This window comes from Streptobacillus canis (assembly GCF_009733925.1).
GTDB lineage: Bacteria > Fusobacteriota > Fusobacteriia > Fusobacteriales > Leptotrichiaceae > Streptobacillus > Streptobacillus canis.
In genome coordinates this window covers 1-14,851 of the sequence record NZ_WOEI01000018.1, presented here as the reverse complement: position 1 = coordinate 14,851, position 14,851 = coordinate 1, and the positions used below count along the sequence as shown (strand labels likewise).

The following is a 14,851-nucleotide window of genomic DNA, read 5'->3' as shown; positions in this document are numbered from 1 at the left end:
TTTTTCCATATATTGACAATATTAATTCTTGAATGTATACTTTTATTGAGGTGGAATATGAAAAAAGAAGTAGAAGAATTTATGAATACTCTTGAATTAATAATATATGATCAAACAATTGAAAAAATTTCATTAGATTTAATAGACAAAAGTATTGAAGTAGATGATGACGAAATCAAAATATTTATTGTATCTGAATTAATTAATATTTACGATAAATATAATTTAACAGAAAAAAAGATAAAACTGTTAAAGTTTTTAACATACAATAAAATAATCGAAAAAAATTTACAATACATTGTTCAATTATTTTTTTCGCTACATGTATATAAACCAGAAAATTATGAAAATGATCTTTCTGAAATTGAAAAAATTATTTCATCAAAAAAATTAGAAGATTTATTTAATGTAGAAATATCTAATATACTATTTCAAAATAAAAAATTCTACTTATGTGATTTTCATGCTTCAAAAATTGCTCCAAAAAAAAATGATGAAATATATCTTAATGCATTATATAATAGAATTTTTTCTAACTATCATTTAAAAAATACTCTATTAATGAATTCATTACATAAAAATGCAAAAAAATATTTTGATAAAAGTAATGAAAATGTACAAAAAAATGAGTTTATCTTAAATATATTAATGAAAAAATATATTAAAGCTTTTAATATAATAAATGAATTAGCAAACAATACTTTAAAATACAAATATCAAATTGATGCTTTTGTACTTGCAATACTTTTAAATAAATATAAAATGATAAAAAAATACACAATTCTGTTCCAATATAACAATAAGAAAAAAATCATTGAAGACATTAATTCTTCAATTTTTATGCTTGGTTTAACAAATTTAGAATCAATAAAGATATTCAATACTATTGATAGAATTGATTTTAAAGATAATTTATAATTGAAATAATTTAAATAAATATGCTATAATTATTACATATGTGGGAGTGTTTTGGTTTTGACAGTATAAAAAGGGCTTAATTAGCAAGTAGAGATGGTATACTCTTTAAACACCACAAAAAATAATTGGAAAAAACAATTTATCTTTAGCTGCGTAGTTCAGCTAACGTTATTACTTGTAGTGCCATTATACAATTAGTAACGTCATTTTAATGGCTTACTTATTAATATGATTATGTTTAGTGAGGAAATTATATAATCTCGCAAATAAAATTTTGTTTATTTAGTATTTATTTGTTAAAAATTTAAATAAACTAAACTTGTAGAATATTTTGCTTAGTTTTTATGTTGGACACGAGTTCGATTCTCGTCACTTCCACCATTTTTTTTTAGAAAGGTATTTTTATGAAAAAGGACGGAATATTTGAGACAATTAAATCTTTCATAGATTTTCATTCCAGAAAAATACGTTTAAAGTTAATATTTTATTCTCTATTAACTGGAATAATAACTGGTGTAGTTGTATCAGCATATACCCTATTATTAGGTAAAATCACTTTATTTAGAAATAGCCTAATAGGTGAACACATTAATTTACGTCTTCCACTAATCATGGTTGGATTTGTTGTTATTGCTTGTATAATACAATTTACATTAAATAAATATCCACTTATTTCAGGTAGTGGTATCCCACAAGTTATGGGATTAATTCAAAAAAAGGTAAAATTTAATTGGTTTCCAGAATTATTTACTAAATTTTTCTCTGGACTATTAGCCATATTCATTGGTTTTTCACTAGGTAGAGAGGGACCTTCAATACATTTAGGATCTCTAATTGGTGAAGGAGTAAATGAGATAAGTCAAAGAACAGAAGTTGAAAAAAAATATTTAATAACATGTGGAGCAAGTGCTGGTTTAGCCGCTGCTTTTAATGCTCCTCTTGCTGGAGCAATTTTTGCAATTGAAGAATTACATAAATTCTTTTCTCCTATTTTATTAATATGTGTTTTAATAGCATCTTTATTTTCAAATTTAGTTTCAAAATTTATATTAGGTACTAAATTATCATTTGAATCATTTAGTTTTATATCACCTGTTAATTTTGAACTAAAAGAAATTCTTTTACATTTAATACTTGTATCAATATTATCTTTTATTATGGTATTACTTGCTTCAGTATTTAATTACTATATTATAAAATTTAAAGATGTTTATTCAAGTATCAAATTAAGTGGTTATACTAAATTATCAATTGTTGCACTATTCTCACTACTTGTAATATATTTTTTACCAGACATTACAGGTGGTGGACATCATATAATTGAACATTTATTAGATTACACTACTACTTTTAGACTACTTGGTGTAATATTGGTTGGAAAATTCTTCTTTACAATGTTATCTTACTCTACTGGTGCTCCTGGAGGTATTTTCTTACCTCTACTTGTAATAGGAGCTTTAGTCGGAAAAATATATGGTCTATTCTTAGTAAATACATTTAATTTTTCAGAAGAATATATTACATTATTTGTTTTAATAGCAATGACATCATACTTTACAGCAGTTGTTAGAACTCCAATAACTGGAATTATATTAATTTTAGAAATGAGTGGAAATTTCTCTAACTTATTTTCTTTAGTTATTACTGCTGCTGTTACATATGCATTTTCTGAATTATTAAAACATAATTCTGTATATGAAGAATTATTTGAAAATATGTTTAAAAAGCATGATGAAGAAGCACAACATTTGGAAAAAAATGAAAAAATTGTAACTATTAAAATACCAGTAATGTCTGATTCAAGTCTTTCAAATAAAATGATTAGAGACATTGAATGGCCACAAAACTTACTTATAATCGGTATAGAAAGAGCGGGTAGCTCACAATTTATTCCTAAAGGTGACACAATATTAAAAGATTCAGACATATTAATACTTTTAACTGATGAAAACACTTCAAAAAGATATATGTCAAAATTATCTGAAATGACAACTGAAAATATTGATATTCACAGTATATAAGGAGGAAAATAATGGAAAATTTAATCTTAATGACAGATTCATATAAAGCATCACATTTTTTACAATATCCAGAAAACACTACATATATTCATGACTATATTGAAAGTCGTGGCGGATTATATGGATATACAAAATTCTTTGGATTACAATATTATTTGAAAAAATATTTAACAAAAAGAGCTACAATGGAAATGGTTGATGAAGCTGAAGAAATATTAACTATGCACGGATTACCCTTTAATAGAGAAGGTTGGGAATACATTGTTAAAGAACTTGATGGTAAACTACCTTTAAGAATAAGAGCTTTACCTGAAGGTGCAATAATCAAAAATCACAATGTTCTTGTTACTGTTGAATCTACAGACAGTAAAGTTCCTTGGGTAGTAAGTTGGTTTGAAACTTTACTTTTAAAAGTATGGTACCCTATTACAGTTGCAACATATTCTTACAAAATTAAACAAATTATTTTATACTACTTAAATCAAACTTCAGATAATGTAGATAGTGAAATTGATTTTAAACTTCATGATTTTGGATATAGAGGCGTTTCAAGCGAAGAAAGTGCTGGTCTTGGAGGTTTAGCTCATCTAACAAACTTCAAAGGTACTGATACACTAAAATCACTAATTTTTGGTAGAAAATATTATAATGCAGATATGGCTGGTTATTCTATCCCTGCATCAGAACATAGTACAATGACTTCTTGGACAAGAAATCATGAAAAAGATGCATATAAAAATATGATAAAAAAATTCCCTACAGGACTTGTTTCTATTGTTAGTGATAGTTATAATTACTATAACGCAATTGAAAATATCTTCTCTAAAGAACTTAAAGAAGATATACTTAGTAGAGATGGTCTAGTTGTTTTAAGACCAGATAGTGGAGACCCTATTACAAATATTTTATTTACTTTAAAAATTGTAGAAGAAAAGTTTGGTGTTACAATTAATTCTAAAGGTTATAAAGTATTAAATAACATTAGAATTATTCAAGGAGATGGAATTTACGAAGATAATGTGTGGGATATCTTAAAATCTGTAAAAGATAATGGGTACTCAGCAGAAAACATAGCTTTTGGTTGTGGTGGCTCTTTACTTCAAGGAAATAAACAATCAAGTATTAATAGAGATACGCATAAATTTGCAATGAAATGTAGTTGTGTAAAAATTAACGATAAATTAGTAGATGTTTATAAAGATCCAATTACTGATAAAGGTAAAGTAAGTAAAAAAGGTAGACTTGATTTAATACAAAAAGAAAATGGTGAAATACAAACTATAAAAATTTCACATTTAGATGAAAATAATTATCATCCAAACTCTATTTTAAATCTTGTTTATGAAAACGGTGAAATTTTAAAAGAATATACCCTAGAAGAAGTTAGAAATAATGCTAATCTATTTTTTACACCGGATCATTTAAATTCTAGAATATAACAAAAAAAATGTTTCCTAATTGGAAACATTTTTTTTATTTACTTCAAGATAATTTTTAATAAATCTAATACCCGCTAAAAATAAAGCACAACCTAATCCAGTATAAAAAAACTGAATAAAAAATAAAGGAACTAAACTAAATTTTCTCAGAGCAATTCCAAAACTCATCATAAAAATCATTATCAAATATGAACTTTTATCAAAAAATAAATAAAATTCTTTTTTCTCCTCAACATATCCCATAATTCTTGCAGTATGTTTTATTACAAGTTTTGAAAATATATTTTTATTAAATAAATAAAATATAACTAAAGCTAATAAAACTGCAATTGATGACCATTTTATACCTGTAGTTAATCCAATTTTTAAGATATTAAATCCAGCAATTGACCATAATATCCCTGCTATTAGTAATAAATATTTTTTAGTTATTTTCACCCTCTATCACCTTTTTAAATCTTTTATCATTTTTATCCATTTTTTTATTTATTATTTCAATAGGATCTAAACCTAATGTATTTGTTAGATGTATGCAATAAATCATTATATCCGCTATTTCTTCTTCTACATTTTCACTATTATATGAAACTTCTCCCCATTGAAAATTTTCTAATAATTCAGCACCTTCAATCATTATAGATTTAGCTAAATTTTCTGGTGTATGAAATTTATTCCAATCTCTTTCATTTACAAACTTTTGTAATCTTTTTTTTAATTTTTCCAATTTATATCAATCCCTTTAATTTTAAAAATTCTTTTGCTACTTCATTAGGCATTTTATTATTGACTCTAACATTGTAATTCATTTCAATCATTTCTTCTGTAGTCAGTATACCATTTAAATTTTCTAATACATTTTGAATTTCTGGATACTTTGCTAATACTTCTTCTCTTACAAGTGGTCCTACTTGATATGGAGGAAATAATCTTAAATTATCTTTTAAAAGTACTAATCCATATTCTTTTATTTCACTATCTGTTGAATATGCATCAATAAGTTGAATTTCATTATTCTTAATAGCTTTATATCTCAGTGAAGGTTCTACAGTAATAACTTCAAGATTTAAATTATATAGTCTTTTTAACCCTTTATTTCCATCTTCTCTGTCATTAAACTCTAAAGTAAAACCTGTTTTTATTTTATTTTCTATATTCTTTAAATCTGAAATTTTTTCAATATTATATTTTTTAGCATCTTCCATTTTCATTGCTAAAGCATATGTATTTTGAAAATCCATAGTTGGTAGATATACTAATTTATCTTGTTTATATATTAACTCTTTTGCAATTTTATATACTTCAATAGAATCATTACTAATTTTATCAGTAAATACTAATGAAAATAATATTGTACCACTATATTCAGGATATATATCTATATCTCCTGAAATTAATGCTTTGTGTAAAAAAGTGGTTTTACCAAAATTTGGTTTTAATTCAACTTTTATATCTGTATAATGTTCTATCAACTCTTTATATATATTTATTATTATTTCAGGTTCTACCCCTAATTTACCCGCAACTACTATAGTTTTATTATCCATCATCATTTTAGGACTAATTGAAATAAAAAAAGAGCTAAATATTAACGCAAATATTAGTAATACTTTCTTAAAACTAAATTTTTCTAAAAATGCTATACCGGAATTAAATAATATTGCTAAAATTGCTGAAGAAATCGCTCCAATTATTATTAAATCACTATTATTTCTATCTATACCTAGCAGAATAAATGATCCTAAACCTCCAGCACCAATTAATGCAGCAAGTGTAGCTGTACCAATAATCATTACTGTTGAAGTTCTTATACCTGAAATAATTACAGGCATAGCAAGTGCTAATTCAAATTTTCTAATTTTTTCCCACTTAGTCATCCCAAATGCTTCTGCTGCTTCTTTTATAGAATTATCAATTTCATTTAATCCAGTAATTGTATTTTGTAATATTGGAAAAACAGCATAAAGTATTAAAGTTAATATCGCAGGTAATTTCCCTATACCAAATATAGGAATTAATAATCCTAAAATGGCTAAAGATGGTATTGTTTGAAATATTCCTGTAATTTGTAATAAAACAGTTGTTATTTTATTATATTTTGAAATTAATAACGCTAAGGAAACACCTACCAAAATTGCAAAGAATAAGGCTATTAGCGATATTTCCAAATGTTCATAAAGCGCTATTAATAATTCACTTTTTCTCTCTATTAATGTATTAAATAAATTACCCATGGCAGTCACCTTCTACACTTTTAAAAAATTCTTCTACAAATTTATTTGCAGGTTTTTCTTTAATATTATTTGGTGTATCTACTTGTATTAATTTTCCTTTAGACATTATTGCAATTCGATCTGCTAAAAACATTGCTTCTTGCATATCATGTGTTACAAAAATAATGTTAATTTTTAACTCATCATGTAATTCTTTAATTAGTTTTTGTAGTTCTCTTCTTGAAATAGGATCTAAAGCACTAAAAGGTTCATCCATCAATAATATTTTAGGTTCTGTTATAATTGCTCTTAATATCCCTACTCTCTGTTGCTCTCCACCAGATAACTCTTTTGGAAATCTATTCAAATATGTATCAGGATTTAAACCAACTTTTTCTAAGAGAATTTTACACTTTTCTAATCTTTTTTGTTTACTCCACCCCTTCATTTCAGGGATTAATTCAATATTTTCTCTAACTGTTAAATTTGGAAACAAAGCTATCTTTTGTAAAACATATCCCATTTCTAATCTTAAACTTCTTAAATCAAAATCTTTAATATTTTTACCATTAAATAGAATTTCACCTTCTGTAGGTTCAATTAATCTATTTAACATTTTTAAAGTTGTAGTCTTACCACTACCTGAAGTTCCAACTATTACAAAAAATTCATCACAATGAATTGTTAAATTTAAGTCTGCTAATACTTTCTTTTCACCATATGATTTGGTAAGATTTGTTATTTCTATCATGATATCCCTCCAAAAAAGAGAACTGTTTTACAGTTCTTTTTTATCTATCTAATATTTCTTTTTTATCCCTAATATATTTTATAGATAAAATAGCAAAATATAAAATTATAAATACTAATAACTTAATAATTATCTCAATATTTGGATTTTGTATATTTACTAAATTTTCAATCACAAATATACATATTATTGAATCAACTAATGCAATAACAATAAATTTGGCATACTTTAGCAAACTAATATTTGAATATCTTGTTTTAAGAGATATTAATAATATACAATAATTTACAAAGGCAGAAAATGCAGTTGCAAATGTAAGACCTCTATGTGTAAATTTTTTATATAATAAGAAGTCTAAAATAATATTTATTGCTATCGCTATTAATGATGAAATTACAGGTAATTTTCTATCTTTATTAGCATAATGTGCTCTGGTTAAAAGATGAATTGTTGAGAAAAATAATAAACCTAGCGCATATATTTCTAATATTTCTGATGTTAAAATTACACTTTCTACTCCAAATTTACCCCTCATAAATAATAATGTTATTATTTCTTTTGAATAATAAATCAATCCCAAACTTGATGGAATAATTAAAATTACAAGTAGATTCATTCCTCTTTCAATTGTTGTTTTAAATAATATATTATCTTTTTTAACTACTGCTTTTGAAAGGTTTGGAAATACTACGACTGATAAAGAAATAGCAAACACTCCTATAGGTAATAAATAAAGTCTTGATGCATAATTTATTGCACTTATCGTTCCTAATTTTAAACTACCTGCAAATGCTGTATCAACTAGTTCATTTATTTGATAACCAAATATTCCAATTAATGTTGGGAACATTAATAAAACAAATCTTTTAACGTATTCATCTTTGTAATTGAACGTAAATTTATATTTTTTTAATATCTTTAAAAATGAAGGTAATTGTATTAGAACTTGAAATAAACCTGATAATAAGAATGATATTCCAAGCCCATATATTCCAAGCTTATTTTTTGTAAGTATTGTTCCAAAAATAATAGTTAAATTAAATACAACACCAACTAAAGTTGAAATATAAAATTTACCGTAGTTATTTAATAATGATGAAATTAATCCTGATATTGAAATAAATAACAAATAAAAAGCCATTATTTTTAATAATATTGATGCCGTTCCTAGCATTTCTGGATCTTTAAATCTTAAAATATATTTAAGTGTAAAATCCGAAAATAAGGCTGTTAATAAAGAAATTGTAAAGGAAACTGAAATTAATAAATTTGTAAGATTAAATACAAAATCATTTGCTCTATCTACTCCTTTATCTTCCCTAATCTCATCATAAATTGGAATAAATGCTGTTCCTAGTGAACCCTCACCTAATAATGTTGTAAAAAAATTAGCTAATCTAGTTGAAGCAAAATAAGCATCTGTTTGTCCACTTGCACCAAAATATGCAGCAATTACAACCTCTCTCACTAGACCAAGTATTCTACTAACCATATTTATTATCATAACAATTAAACTTGATTTAAACATGTGATCCCTTTCTGATAATAAAGTCATTATCTAATAAAGTAATCTCTATATTTCCTTCTTTAAATAAATCTAAAACCGCTAAAAAAAAGCTAACTATTCTTCCTTTAGAAAAGTTGCCTTTCATTAATGTCGAAAAATTTATTTCCTTATTTTTATTAAATTCTTTCTCTATTTCGAATAATGCATCTGTAGTTGTAAAAGTATCTACTACATTAATTTTAATTTTTTCTTTTATTTCTACTTTATTTATCAATTCATTAAATATTTGATTTAAATTTTTTAGTGTTAATTCTTCTATTGAATAGAAAATATTTTCTTGATCTTTAGTCTTCTCTCCTTTAACAACATAAGGAACATTATATTCAATTTCTCTTTTAGAAAATTCTTCTGCAATTTCTTTAATAATTTTATATTCTAAGATTCTTTTTTCAAGATCTTGTTCTTTTTCGATTTTCTTGTCTACATTTAGTATTGAATATGCTTTAATTTCCAATAATTCAGTAGCCATTGCTAAAAATTCAATTTTTATTTTCAAATTTTGGTCCGTTTCATTTTTTATTATATTCAAATATTCATCGATAATCTCAGAAATTAATATCTTAGATATATCAATTTTTTTATTATCAATTAAATGTAAAAATAAATCTAATGGACCTTCAAAATTTTCTGTTTTTACAAGTAAATCAATATTTGTCATATATTTTCTCTTTCCAGATTTTTGTATCCATTAAAATTTGTTTTTTTAACTCTTCTAATGAATTCATTCTTTTTTCTAATCTAATATTTTCAAGTAATTCTACTGCAATTATTTTATCATAAATTTCCATATCAAAATCAAAAATATGTGTTTCTATATGTAATCCTTCGTTCTCAATTGTTGGATTTTTACCTATATTCATAATACCGTAATATTGAGTATCATCATCTTCTACCTTAATTTTAACACCGTATACTGCAAACATTGGATATATTTTATTTTTTGAAAGTAAATTTGCAGTTGGAAAACCTAATGTTCTAGCAAGTTTTTTACCATGAACTACTTTCCCCATAATAATATATTCATGTCCTAATAACTTTTGTACATGTGCCATTTTACCATTTTCTATAAGTGTTTTAATAAATGTACTTGAGATCACACAATATTCTTTGTCAAGATAAGCTTTTAACTCATTTAATTCTACTATTTTTAATTCATCAGTTTTTAAATTAAATAAAACAGGATTGATAATATTTACTTTAACTTTATCTTTTAATAACTCTTGTAATTTAGAAATATCACCTTTTCTGCCAGATCCAAAACTATAATTAAATCCGCAGAAAACTTCACTTGCATTTAATTTATCTATTATTATTTTATTTATAAACTCTTCAGGTGATAATTCATTTATATCAAAAAACTCTTCTAAATATACATAGTCTATTTTCATTTTTTCTAATATATATAGTTTTTCAGATAATGTTGTAATTAAAGTATCCTTTTTTTTAGGATATTCTCTAAAAGTATATATCAATACTTTTTGATTTAATTTTTTCCCTAAATCTATAGCTCTCTTAATAATTTCGTGGTGTCCTAAATGGACACCATCAAAATTACCTAATACTACTATATTTTTTTCTTTAAAAACAATATCACTTGAAATCTTATTTTTACTAAATTTTGCATATTCCTCTGCATAACTTATATTTTTTAAGATTACTTTCATTTTTTACCTTTCAGTTATTCAGAAAAGACTATTTTTTCAACCTCTGAATATTTTTTTACGTAATGTATTTTTATTTGTGATAGTATTTCTTCAGGTAGCTCAACAGTATCACCTTTATTTTCAAAAGGTAGAATTACTTCTCTAATACCAATTCTATGAGCACCTAATACTTTTTCTTTAATTCCTCCAACTGGTAATACTTCTCCAGTTATTGTAATTTCTCCTGTCATAGCAATATTTTGTCTTACTTTTCTTTCAGATAATATTGAAACTATTGCTGTAGTTATAGTAATCCCAGCAGAAGGTCCATCTTTTGGTGTAGCTCCTTCAGGGAAATGTAAGTGTATGTCATATTCTTCATAAAATTTTGGATTTACAACATCTAATTTTTTATGATTTGCTCTAACATAAGTATATGCAACACTTGCTGATTCTTTCATAGTTTGACCTAATTGTCCTGTAAATTGTATTTGTCCTTTACCATCCATTTTTACAGCTTCTACATCTAAAGTAGTTCCTCCAACAGATGTCCAAGCTAATCCTTTTACAACTCCAAGTTTTGCATTTTTCTCAGCCATTTTATCTTTTTTAAATTTTTCTGGACCTAAATAAGTTGAAAGATTTTTTGTATTAATTGTAAATTTTTCTTCTGGTTTTTCTAGTTTAAGTTTTGCAATTTTTCTTAATACTTTTACTATTTCTCTCTTTAAATTACGAACTCCAGCTTCCATTGTGTACTTATTAATTATTTCTAATAATACTGCATCAGAAAATTTAACATCTTTAATGCTTGTTTCTAATTTTGCTTGATTAATTAAATAATTTTTAGCTATGGCTAGTTTTTCTTGTATAGTGTATGAATCTACATTGATAACTTCCATTCTATCAAGTAATGGTCTAGGTATCCCAGAATAATCATTTGCAGTACAGATAAAGAATGCATCTGATAAATCATATTCAAAATCAACATAATTATCTTTAAATGTCTTATTTTGTGCTGGATCTAATACCTCTAGTAATGCTGATGCAGGATCACCTTTAAAATTAGAATCTAATTTATCAATCTCATCTAATAGAATAACAGGATTATTTACTTTAGCTCTTTTTAATGCTTCAATAATTCTTCCTGGCATAGCTCCTATATATGTTCTTCTATGACCTCTAATTTCAGATTCATCATGAACTCCACCTAATGAGATTCTTTCAAATTTTCTATTCATAGCATGTGCTATAGATTCTCCTAAAGATGTTTTACCAACACCTGGTGGCCCTATTAAACAAAGTATTGTACCCATTTTTTTATTATTTTCTTTATTAAGTTGATTAACTGCTAAATATTCTAGAACAGTATCTTTTACTAATTTAAGTCCAAAATGTTCTTTATTTAATATTTCTTCTGCAACTTTAATATCAATATCCTCTGTTTCACTTTTTTCCCAAGGTATCTCTAGTAAAGTGTCAATATATGTTCTAATTACACCTGCTTCTGCAGAAAAATTGTTCATTTTTTTATATCTATTTACTTCCTTAATTAATTTTTCTGCTAATTCATATGGTAAATCTCTCGAATCTATTTGTGTAATTAATTCATTTATTTCATCTTCAGCATCTTCTTCATCTAATTCTGAATATAGACCTTTAATTTTTTCTCTAATATAATATTGTCTTTGATTATCTTCAATATTTTTCTTAACTTTATTTTCAACACTTCTATCAATTTCCTCAAGCTCTAATCTTATTTTTAAAGCTTTTGTTAAATTTTCAAATATCTCATCAACATTATTAGATTTTAATATTTCTATTCTATTTTCTTCACTTAAATCCAAAGTTGTTGATAAAGTATACATTAGACTTTCAAATGGTTTAATTTCAAAAATATTTTTAATTAAATCTTCTGGTATAAGTCTATTATTAATTATATTTAGATCTTGTATTAATGATTCTAAATATAATTTATATTTTTTGTTATTTCTATTTTTTGTTTTTTCTATTGGATATTTTTCATATCCTGCTTTAAACATTCCATTTTCATTAATAACCTCTGTTACCTTTATTCTTTCTTCCCCTTCAATTATTAACCTTAAGTTGCCATCTTGTGTTTTCATTATTTGGATAATTTTACCTATAACACCTATAGTTTCAACATCCTCTATACCTTGAATTTCTTCATTCATTGATTGTTTTTGTATCGCTAAAACTAATTTACCATCTGTATGTTCTACAGAATAATCAATGGCTTTTTTACTAAAATCTCTACCTACCATTATAGGCATAACTGCTTGTGGAAAAAAAACTATTTCTCTAGTTGGAATAAAAGGTAACATTTCCATTTTATTCATTAATTCTTCCCTCTTTCACTTTTTATAAATAATTCATTTTTTTCAAGTATCATTTCTTTTGTAACTCTAACTTCATTCACATCATGTTTTGATGGAATTTCATACATTAAATCAAGCATAGTGTTTTCAATAATGCTTCTTAAACCTCTAGCCCCAATTTTTCTTTTTAATGCAAGTTCAGCTATCTCTTCTATTGCATCGTCTTCAAAAATTAAATCTACATCTTCTAATTCAAAATATTTTTTATATTGTTTAGTTATTGCATTTTTTGGTTTTGTAAGTATTGATACTAAAGCTTCTTTATTTAATTCAGATAAAGCTGTAATTACAGGTAATCTACCTATTAATTCTGGTATTATACCAAATTTTCTAATATCTTCAGGTAATACATGTTCAAATATTGTCATATCATCTAATTCTTCATTTTTATCAATATCTATACCAAAACCAATTTGTTTTTTATTTAATCTTCTCTTTATTTTTGCTTCAAGTCCCTCAAATGCACCACCTACAATAAATAAAATATTTGTAGTATCAATTTCTATCATTTCTTGATTTGGATGTTTTCTTCCACCTTGAGGAGGAACTGAAGAAACTGTACCTTCTACTATTTTAAGTAATGCTTGTTGAACACCTTCACCTGAAACATCACGTGTGATTGAAGTATTTTCAGACTTTCTTGCAATCTTATCAATTTCATCTATATATATTATTCCTCTTTGGGCAAGTTCAATATCATAATCAGCAGCTTTTATTAATTTTAAAAGTACATTTTCTACATCATCTCCAACGTATCCTGCTTCTGTAATAGTTGTAGCATCAGCAATTGCTAATGGTACATTTAGTATTTTAGCTAATGTTTGAGCTAGTAAAGTTTTACCTGAACCAGTTGGTCCAATTAATAAAATGTTTGATTTTTGCATTTCTATATCATTATTTTCACTATCTAATATAGATAATCTTTTAAAATGATTATATACTGCAACAGATAATACTTTTTTAGCTTGTTCTTGACCAATAATATATTCATCTAATTTTTCTTTAATTTGTTTAGGTTTTAATAAGTTAAAATCGTCAAAATAAGGAAGTGATTCTTCTTCTATATCCATTTCCCTATTTACAATACATTCGTTGCAAATAAAAGCAGTAGAATCTTCATTTGAAAATAATGTGTCTACCTCTTCTTCACTTTTACCACAAAACGAACAATAAAATTCTTTTTCATCTATCATTATTATTTCTCCAATACTTTATCAACTAAACCATAAGCTAGTGCTTCTTCTGCAGATAAATAGTTATCTCTGTCAGTATCTGCTATAACTTTCTCAAAGCTTTGACCAGTATTTTTAGCTAATATTTCTGCTAACTTATGTTTTGTTTTTAATATATTCTCTGCAACTATTTGTATATCTGTTGCTTGACCTCTCGCTCCACCTAATGGTTGATGTATCATAACCTCTGAATTTGGAAGAGCAAATCTTTTTCCTTTAGTTCCTGATGAAAGAAGAAATGCACCCATACTTGCAGCCATACCAATACATACAGTTGCAACATCACAAGATATATGATTCATAGTGTCATAAATTCCAAGCCCTGCTGTCACCATACCACCAGGTGAATTTATATACAGTGTTATATCCTTTTCCTTATCCTGGGCATTTAAAAACAATAATTGAGCGATTATTGCATTTGCCATTTCTGTATTTATCTCTCCACTTAGAAATATTATTCTATCTTTTAATAATCTAGAATAAATATCATAAGTTCTTTCTCCATTACCTTCATTTTCAATTACATAAGGTACTAAACTCATTTTTACTTGTATGATATAGTTAGTTCTTAAACTTTATCATACAACTCCTTTCTTTAGTTTTTTACATTTTAATATTATCAAGTATAATTTAAGTATAATTACTGAGTATAATTTATGAATTCTTATTGT

Annotated in this window: 13 protein-coding genes and 1 other RNA gene; 4 read left to right on the top strand and 10 right to left on the bottom strand. The window is 25.2% G+C overall.

The annotated features are described in order from the left end of the window. Positions 1 to 57 precede the first annotated feature (57 nt). From GM111_RS05505 to GM111_RS05490, 4 genes are all read left to right on the top strand, one after another. Positions 58 to 918: a hypothetical protein gene (locus tag GM111_RS05505; RefSeq protein WP_156299940.1), complete on the top strand. Its 861-nt coding sequence runs from the start codon at positions 58 to 60 to the stop codon at positions 916 to 918. Between the two features lie 42 nt (positions 919 to 960). Next, positions 961 to 1,299, top strand: a transfer-messenger RNA (tmRNA) gene (ssrA, locus tag GM111_RS05500). Between the two features lie 23 nt (positions 1,300 to 1,322). Beyond that, positions 1,323 to 2,939, top strand: coding sequence for a ClC family H(+)/Cl(-) exchange transporter (locus tag GM111_RS05495; RefSeq protein ID WP_156299938.1), 1,617 nt, complete (start codon positions 1,323 to 1,325; stop codon positions 2,937 to 2,939). An 11-nt stretch (positions 2,940 to 2,950) separates the two neighbouring features. Further along, positions 2,951 to 4,378: a nicotinate phosphoribosyltransferase gene (locus GM111_RS05490; RefSeq protein ID WP_156299937.1), complete on the top strand. Its 1,428-nt coding sequence runs from the start codon at positions 2,951 to 2,953 to the stop codon at positions 4,376 to 4,378. Between the two features lie 15 nt (positions 4,379 to 4,393). Here GM111_RS05490 and GM111_RS05485 read toward each other — a convergent pair whose 3' ends face one another. Genes GM111_RS05485 through clpP form a run of 10 tightly spaced genes read right to left on the bottom strand, consistent with a single transcriptional unit; the run spans position 4,394 to position 14,722 of the window. Continuing rightward, positions 4,394 to 4,816: a hypothetical protein gene (locus GM111_RS05485; RefSeq protein ID WP_156299935.1), complete on the bottom strand. Its 423-nt coding sequence runs from the start codon at positions 4,814 to 4,816 to the stop codon at positions 4,394 to 4,396. Continuing rightward, complete coding sequence (locus tag GM111_RS05480) at positions 4,803 to 5,102, bottom strand: nucleotide pyrophosphohydrolase (RefSeq protein WP_156299933.1); 300 nt, start codon at positions 5,100 to 5,102, stop codon at positions 4,803 to 4,805. The genes GM111_RS05485 and GM111_RS05480 overlap by 14 nt, the downstream gene beginning before the upstream one ends. Position 5,103: 1 nt before the next feature. Continuing rightward, a complete protein-coding gene (locus tag GM111_RS05475; protein WP_156299931.1) occupies positions 5,104 to 6,609 on the bottom strand; it encodes an ABC transporter permease/substrate-binding protein in 1,506 nt (501 codons plus the stop codon). Further along, positions 6,602 to 7,339, bottom strand: a complete 738-nt coding sequence (locus GM111_RS05470; protein WP_156299929.1) for an ABC transporter ATP-binding protein — start codon at positions 7,337 to 7,339, stop codon at positions 6,602 to 6,604. Before GM111_RS05470 ends, GM111_RS05475 begins: the two co-directional genes overlap by 8 nt. Before the next feature lie 40 nt (positions 7,340 to 7,379). After that, positions 7,380 to 8,867 (bottom strand): murein biosynthesis integral membrane protein MurJ, encoded by a 1,488-nt coding sequence (gene murJ, locus GM111_RS05465; RefSeq protein WP_156299927.1) that lies wholly within the window; start codon positions 8,865 to 8,867, stop codon positions 7,380 to 7,382. Beyond that, a complete protein-coding gene (locus tag GM111_RS05460) occupies positions 8,860 to 9,564 on the bottom strand; it encodes a segregation and condensation protein A (RefSeq protein ID WP_156299925.1) in 705 nt (234 codons plus the stop codon). The genes murJ and GM111_RS05460 overlap by 8 nt, the downstream gene beginning before the upstream one ends. Next, complete coding sequence (gene ribF / locus GM111_RS05455; RefSeq protein ID WP_156299923.1) at positions 9,551 to 10,570, bottom strand: riboflavin biosynthesis protein RibF; 1,020 nt, start codon at positions 10,568 to 10,570, stop codon at positions 9,551 to 9,553. The genes GM111_RS05460 and ribF overlap by 14 nt, the downstream gene beginning before the upstream one ends. Positions 10,571 to 10,584: 14 nt before the next feature. Next, positions 10,585 to 12,909, bottom strand: a complete 2,325-nt coding sequence (gene lon, locus GM111_RS05450) for an endopeptidase La (RefSeq protein ID WP_156299921.1) — start codon at positions 12,907 to 12,909, stop codon at positions 10,585 to 10,587. Beyond that, the gene (clpX, locus tag GM111_RS05445) at positions 12,909 to 14,141 is read right to left on the bottom strand and encodes an ATP-dependent Clp protease ATP-binding subunit ClpX (protein ID WP_156299919.1); all 1,233 of its coding nucleotides are present in this window, start codon (positions 14,139 to 14,141) and stop codon (positions 12,909 to 12,911) included. The genes lon and clpX overlap by 1 nt, the downstream gene beginning before the upstream one ends. A 2-nt stretch (positions 14,142 to 14,143) precedes the next feature. Then, positions 14,144 to 14,722, bottom strand: coding sequence for an ATP-dependent Clp endopeptidase proteolytic subunit ClpP (gene clpP / locus GM111_RS05440; RefSeq protein WP_156299917.1), 579 nt, complete (start codon positions 14,720 to 14,722; stop codon positions 14,144 to 14,146). Between the last annotated feature and the right edge of the window lie 129 nt (positions 14,723 to 14,851).

Excerpts from the sequence above, each read along its gene's own strand:
- GM111_RS05470 (WP_156299929.1), bottom strand. The coding sequence starts at position 7,339 with ATGATAGAAATAACAAATCTTACCAAATCATATGGTGAAAAGAAAGTA.
- GM111_RS05505 (WP_156299940.1), top strand. The coding sequence starts at position 58 with ATGAAAAAAGAAGTAGAAGAATTTATGAATACTCTTGAATTAATAATA.
- murJ (WP_156299927.1), bottom strand. The coding sequence starts at position 8,867 with ATGTTTAAATCAAGTTTAATTGTTATGATAATAAATATGGTTAGTAGA.
- GM111_RS05475 (WP_156299931.1), bottom strand. The coding sequence starts at position 6,609 with ATGGGTAATTTATTTAATACATTAATAGAGAGAAAAAGTGAATTATTA.
- clpP (WP_156299917.1), bottom strand. The coding sequence starts at position 14,722 with ATGAGTTTAGTACCTTATGTAATTGAAAATGAAGGTAATGGAGAAAGA.
- GM111_RS05495 (WP_156299938.1), top strand. The coding sequence starts at position 1,323 with ATGAAAAAGGACGGAATATTTGAGACAATTAAATCTTTCATAGATTTT.
- ribF (WP_156299923.1), bottom strand. The coding sequence starts at position 10,570 with ATGAAAGTAATCTTAAAAAATATAAGTTATGCAGAGGAATATGCAAAA.
- GM111_RS05460 (WP_156299925.1), bottom strand. The coding sequence starts at position 9,564 with ATGACAAATATTGATTTACTTGTAAAAACAGAAAATTTTGAAGGTCCA.
- lon (WP_156299921.1), bottom strand. The coding sequence starts at position 12,909 with ATGAATAAAATGGAAATGTTACCTTTTATTCCAACTAGAGAAATAGTT.
- clpX (WP_156299919.1), bottom strand. The coding sequence starts at position 14,141 with ATGATAGATGAAAAAGAATTTTATTGTTCGTTTTGTGGTAAAAGTGAA.
- GM111_RS05490 (WP_156299937.1), top strand. The coding sequence starts at position 2,951 with ATGGAAAATTTAATCTTAATGACAGATTCATATAAAGCATCACATTTT.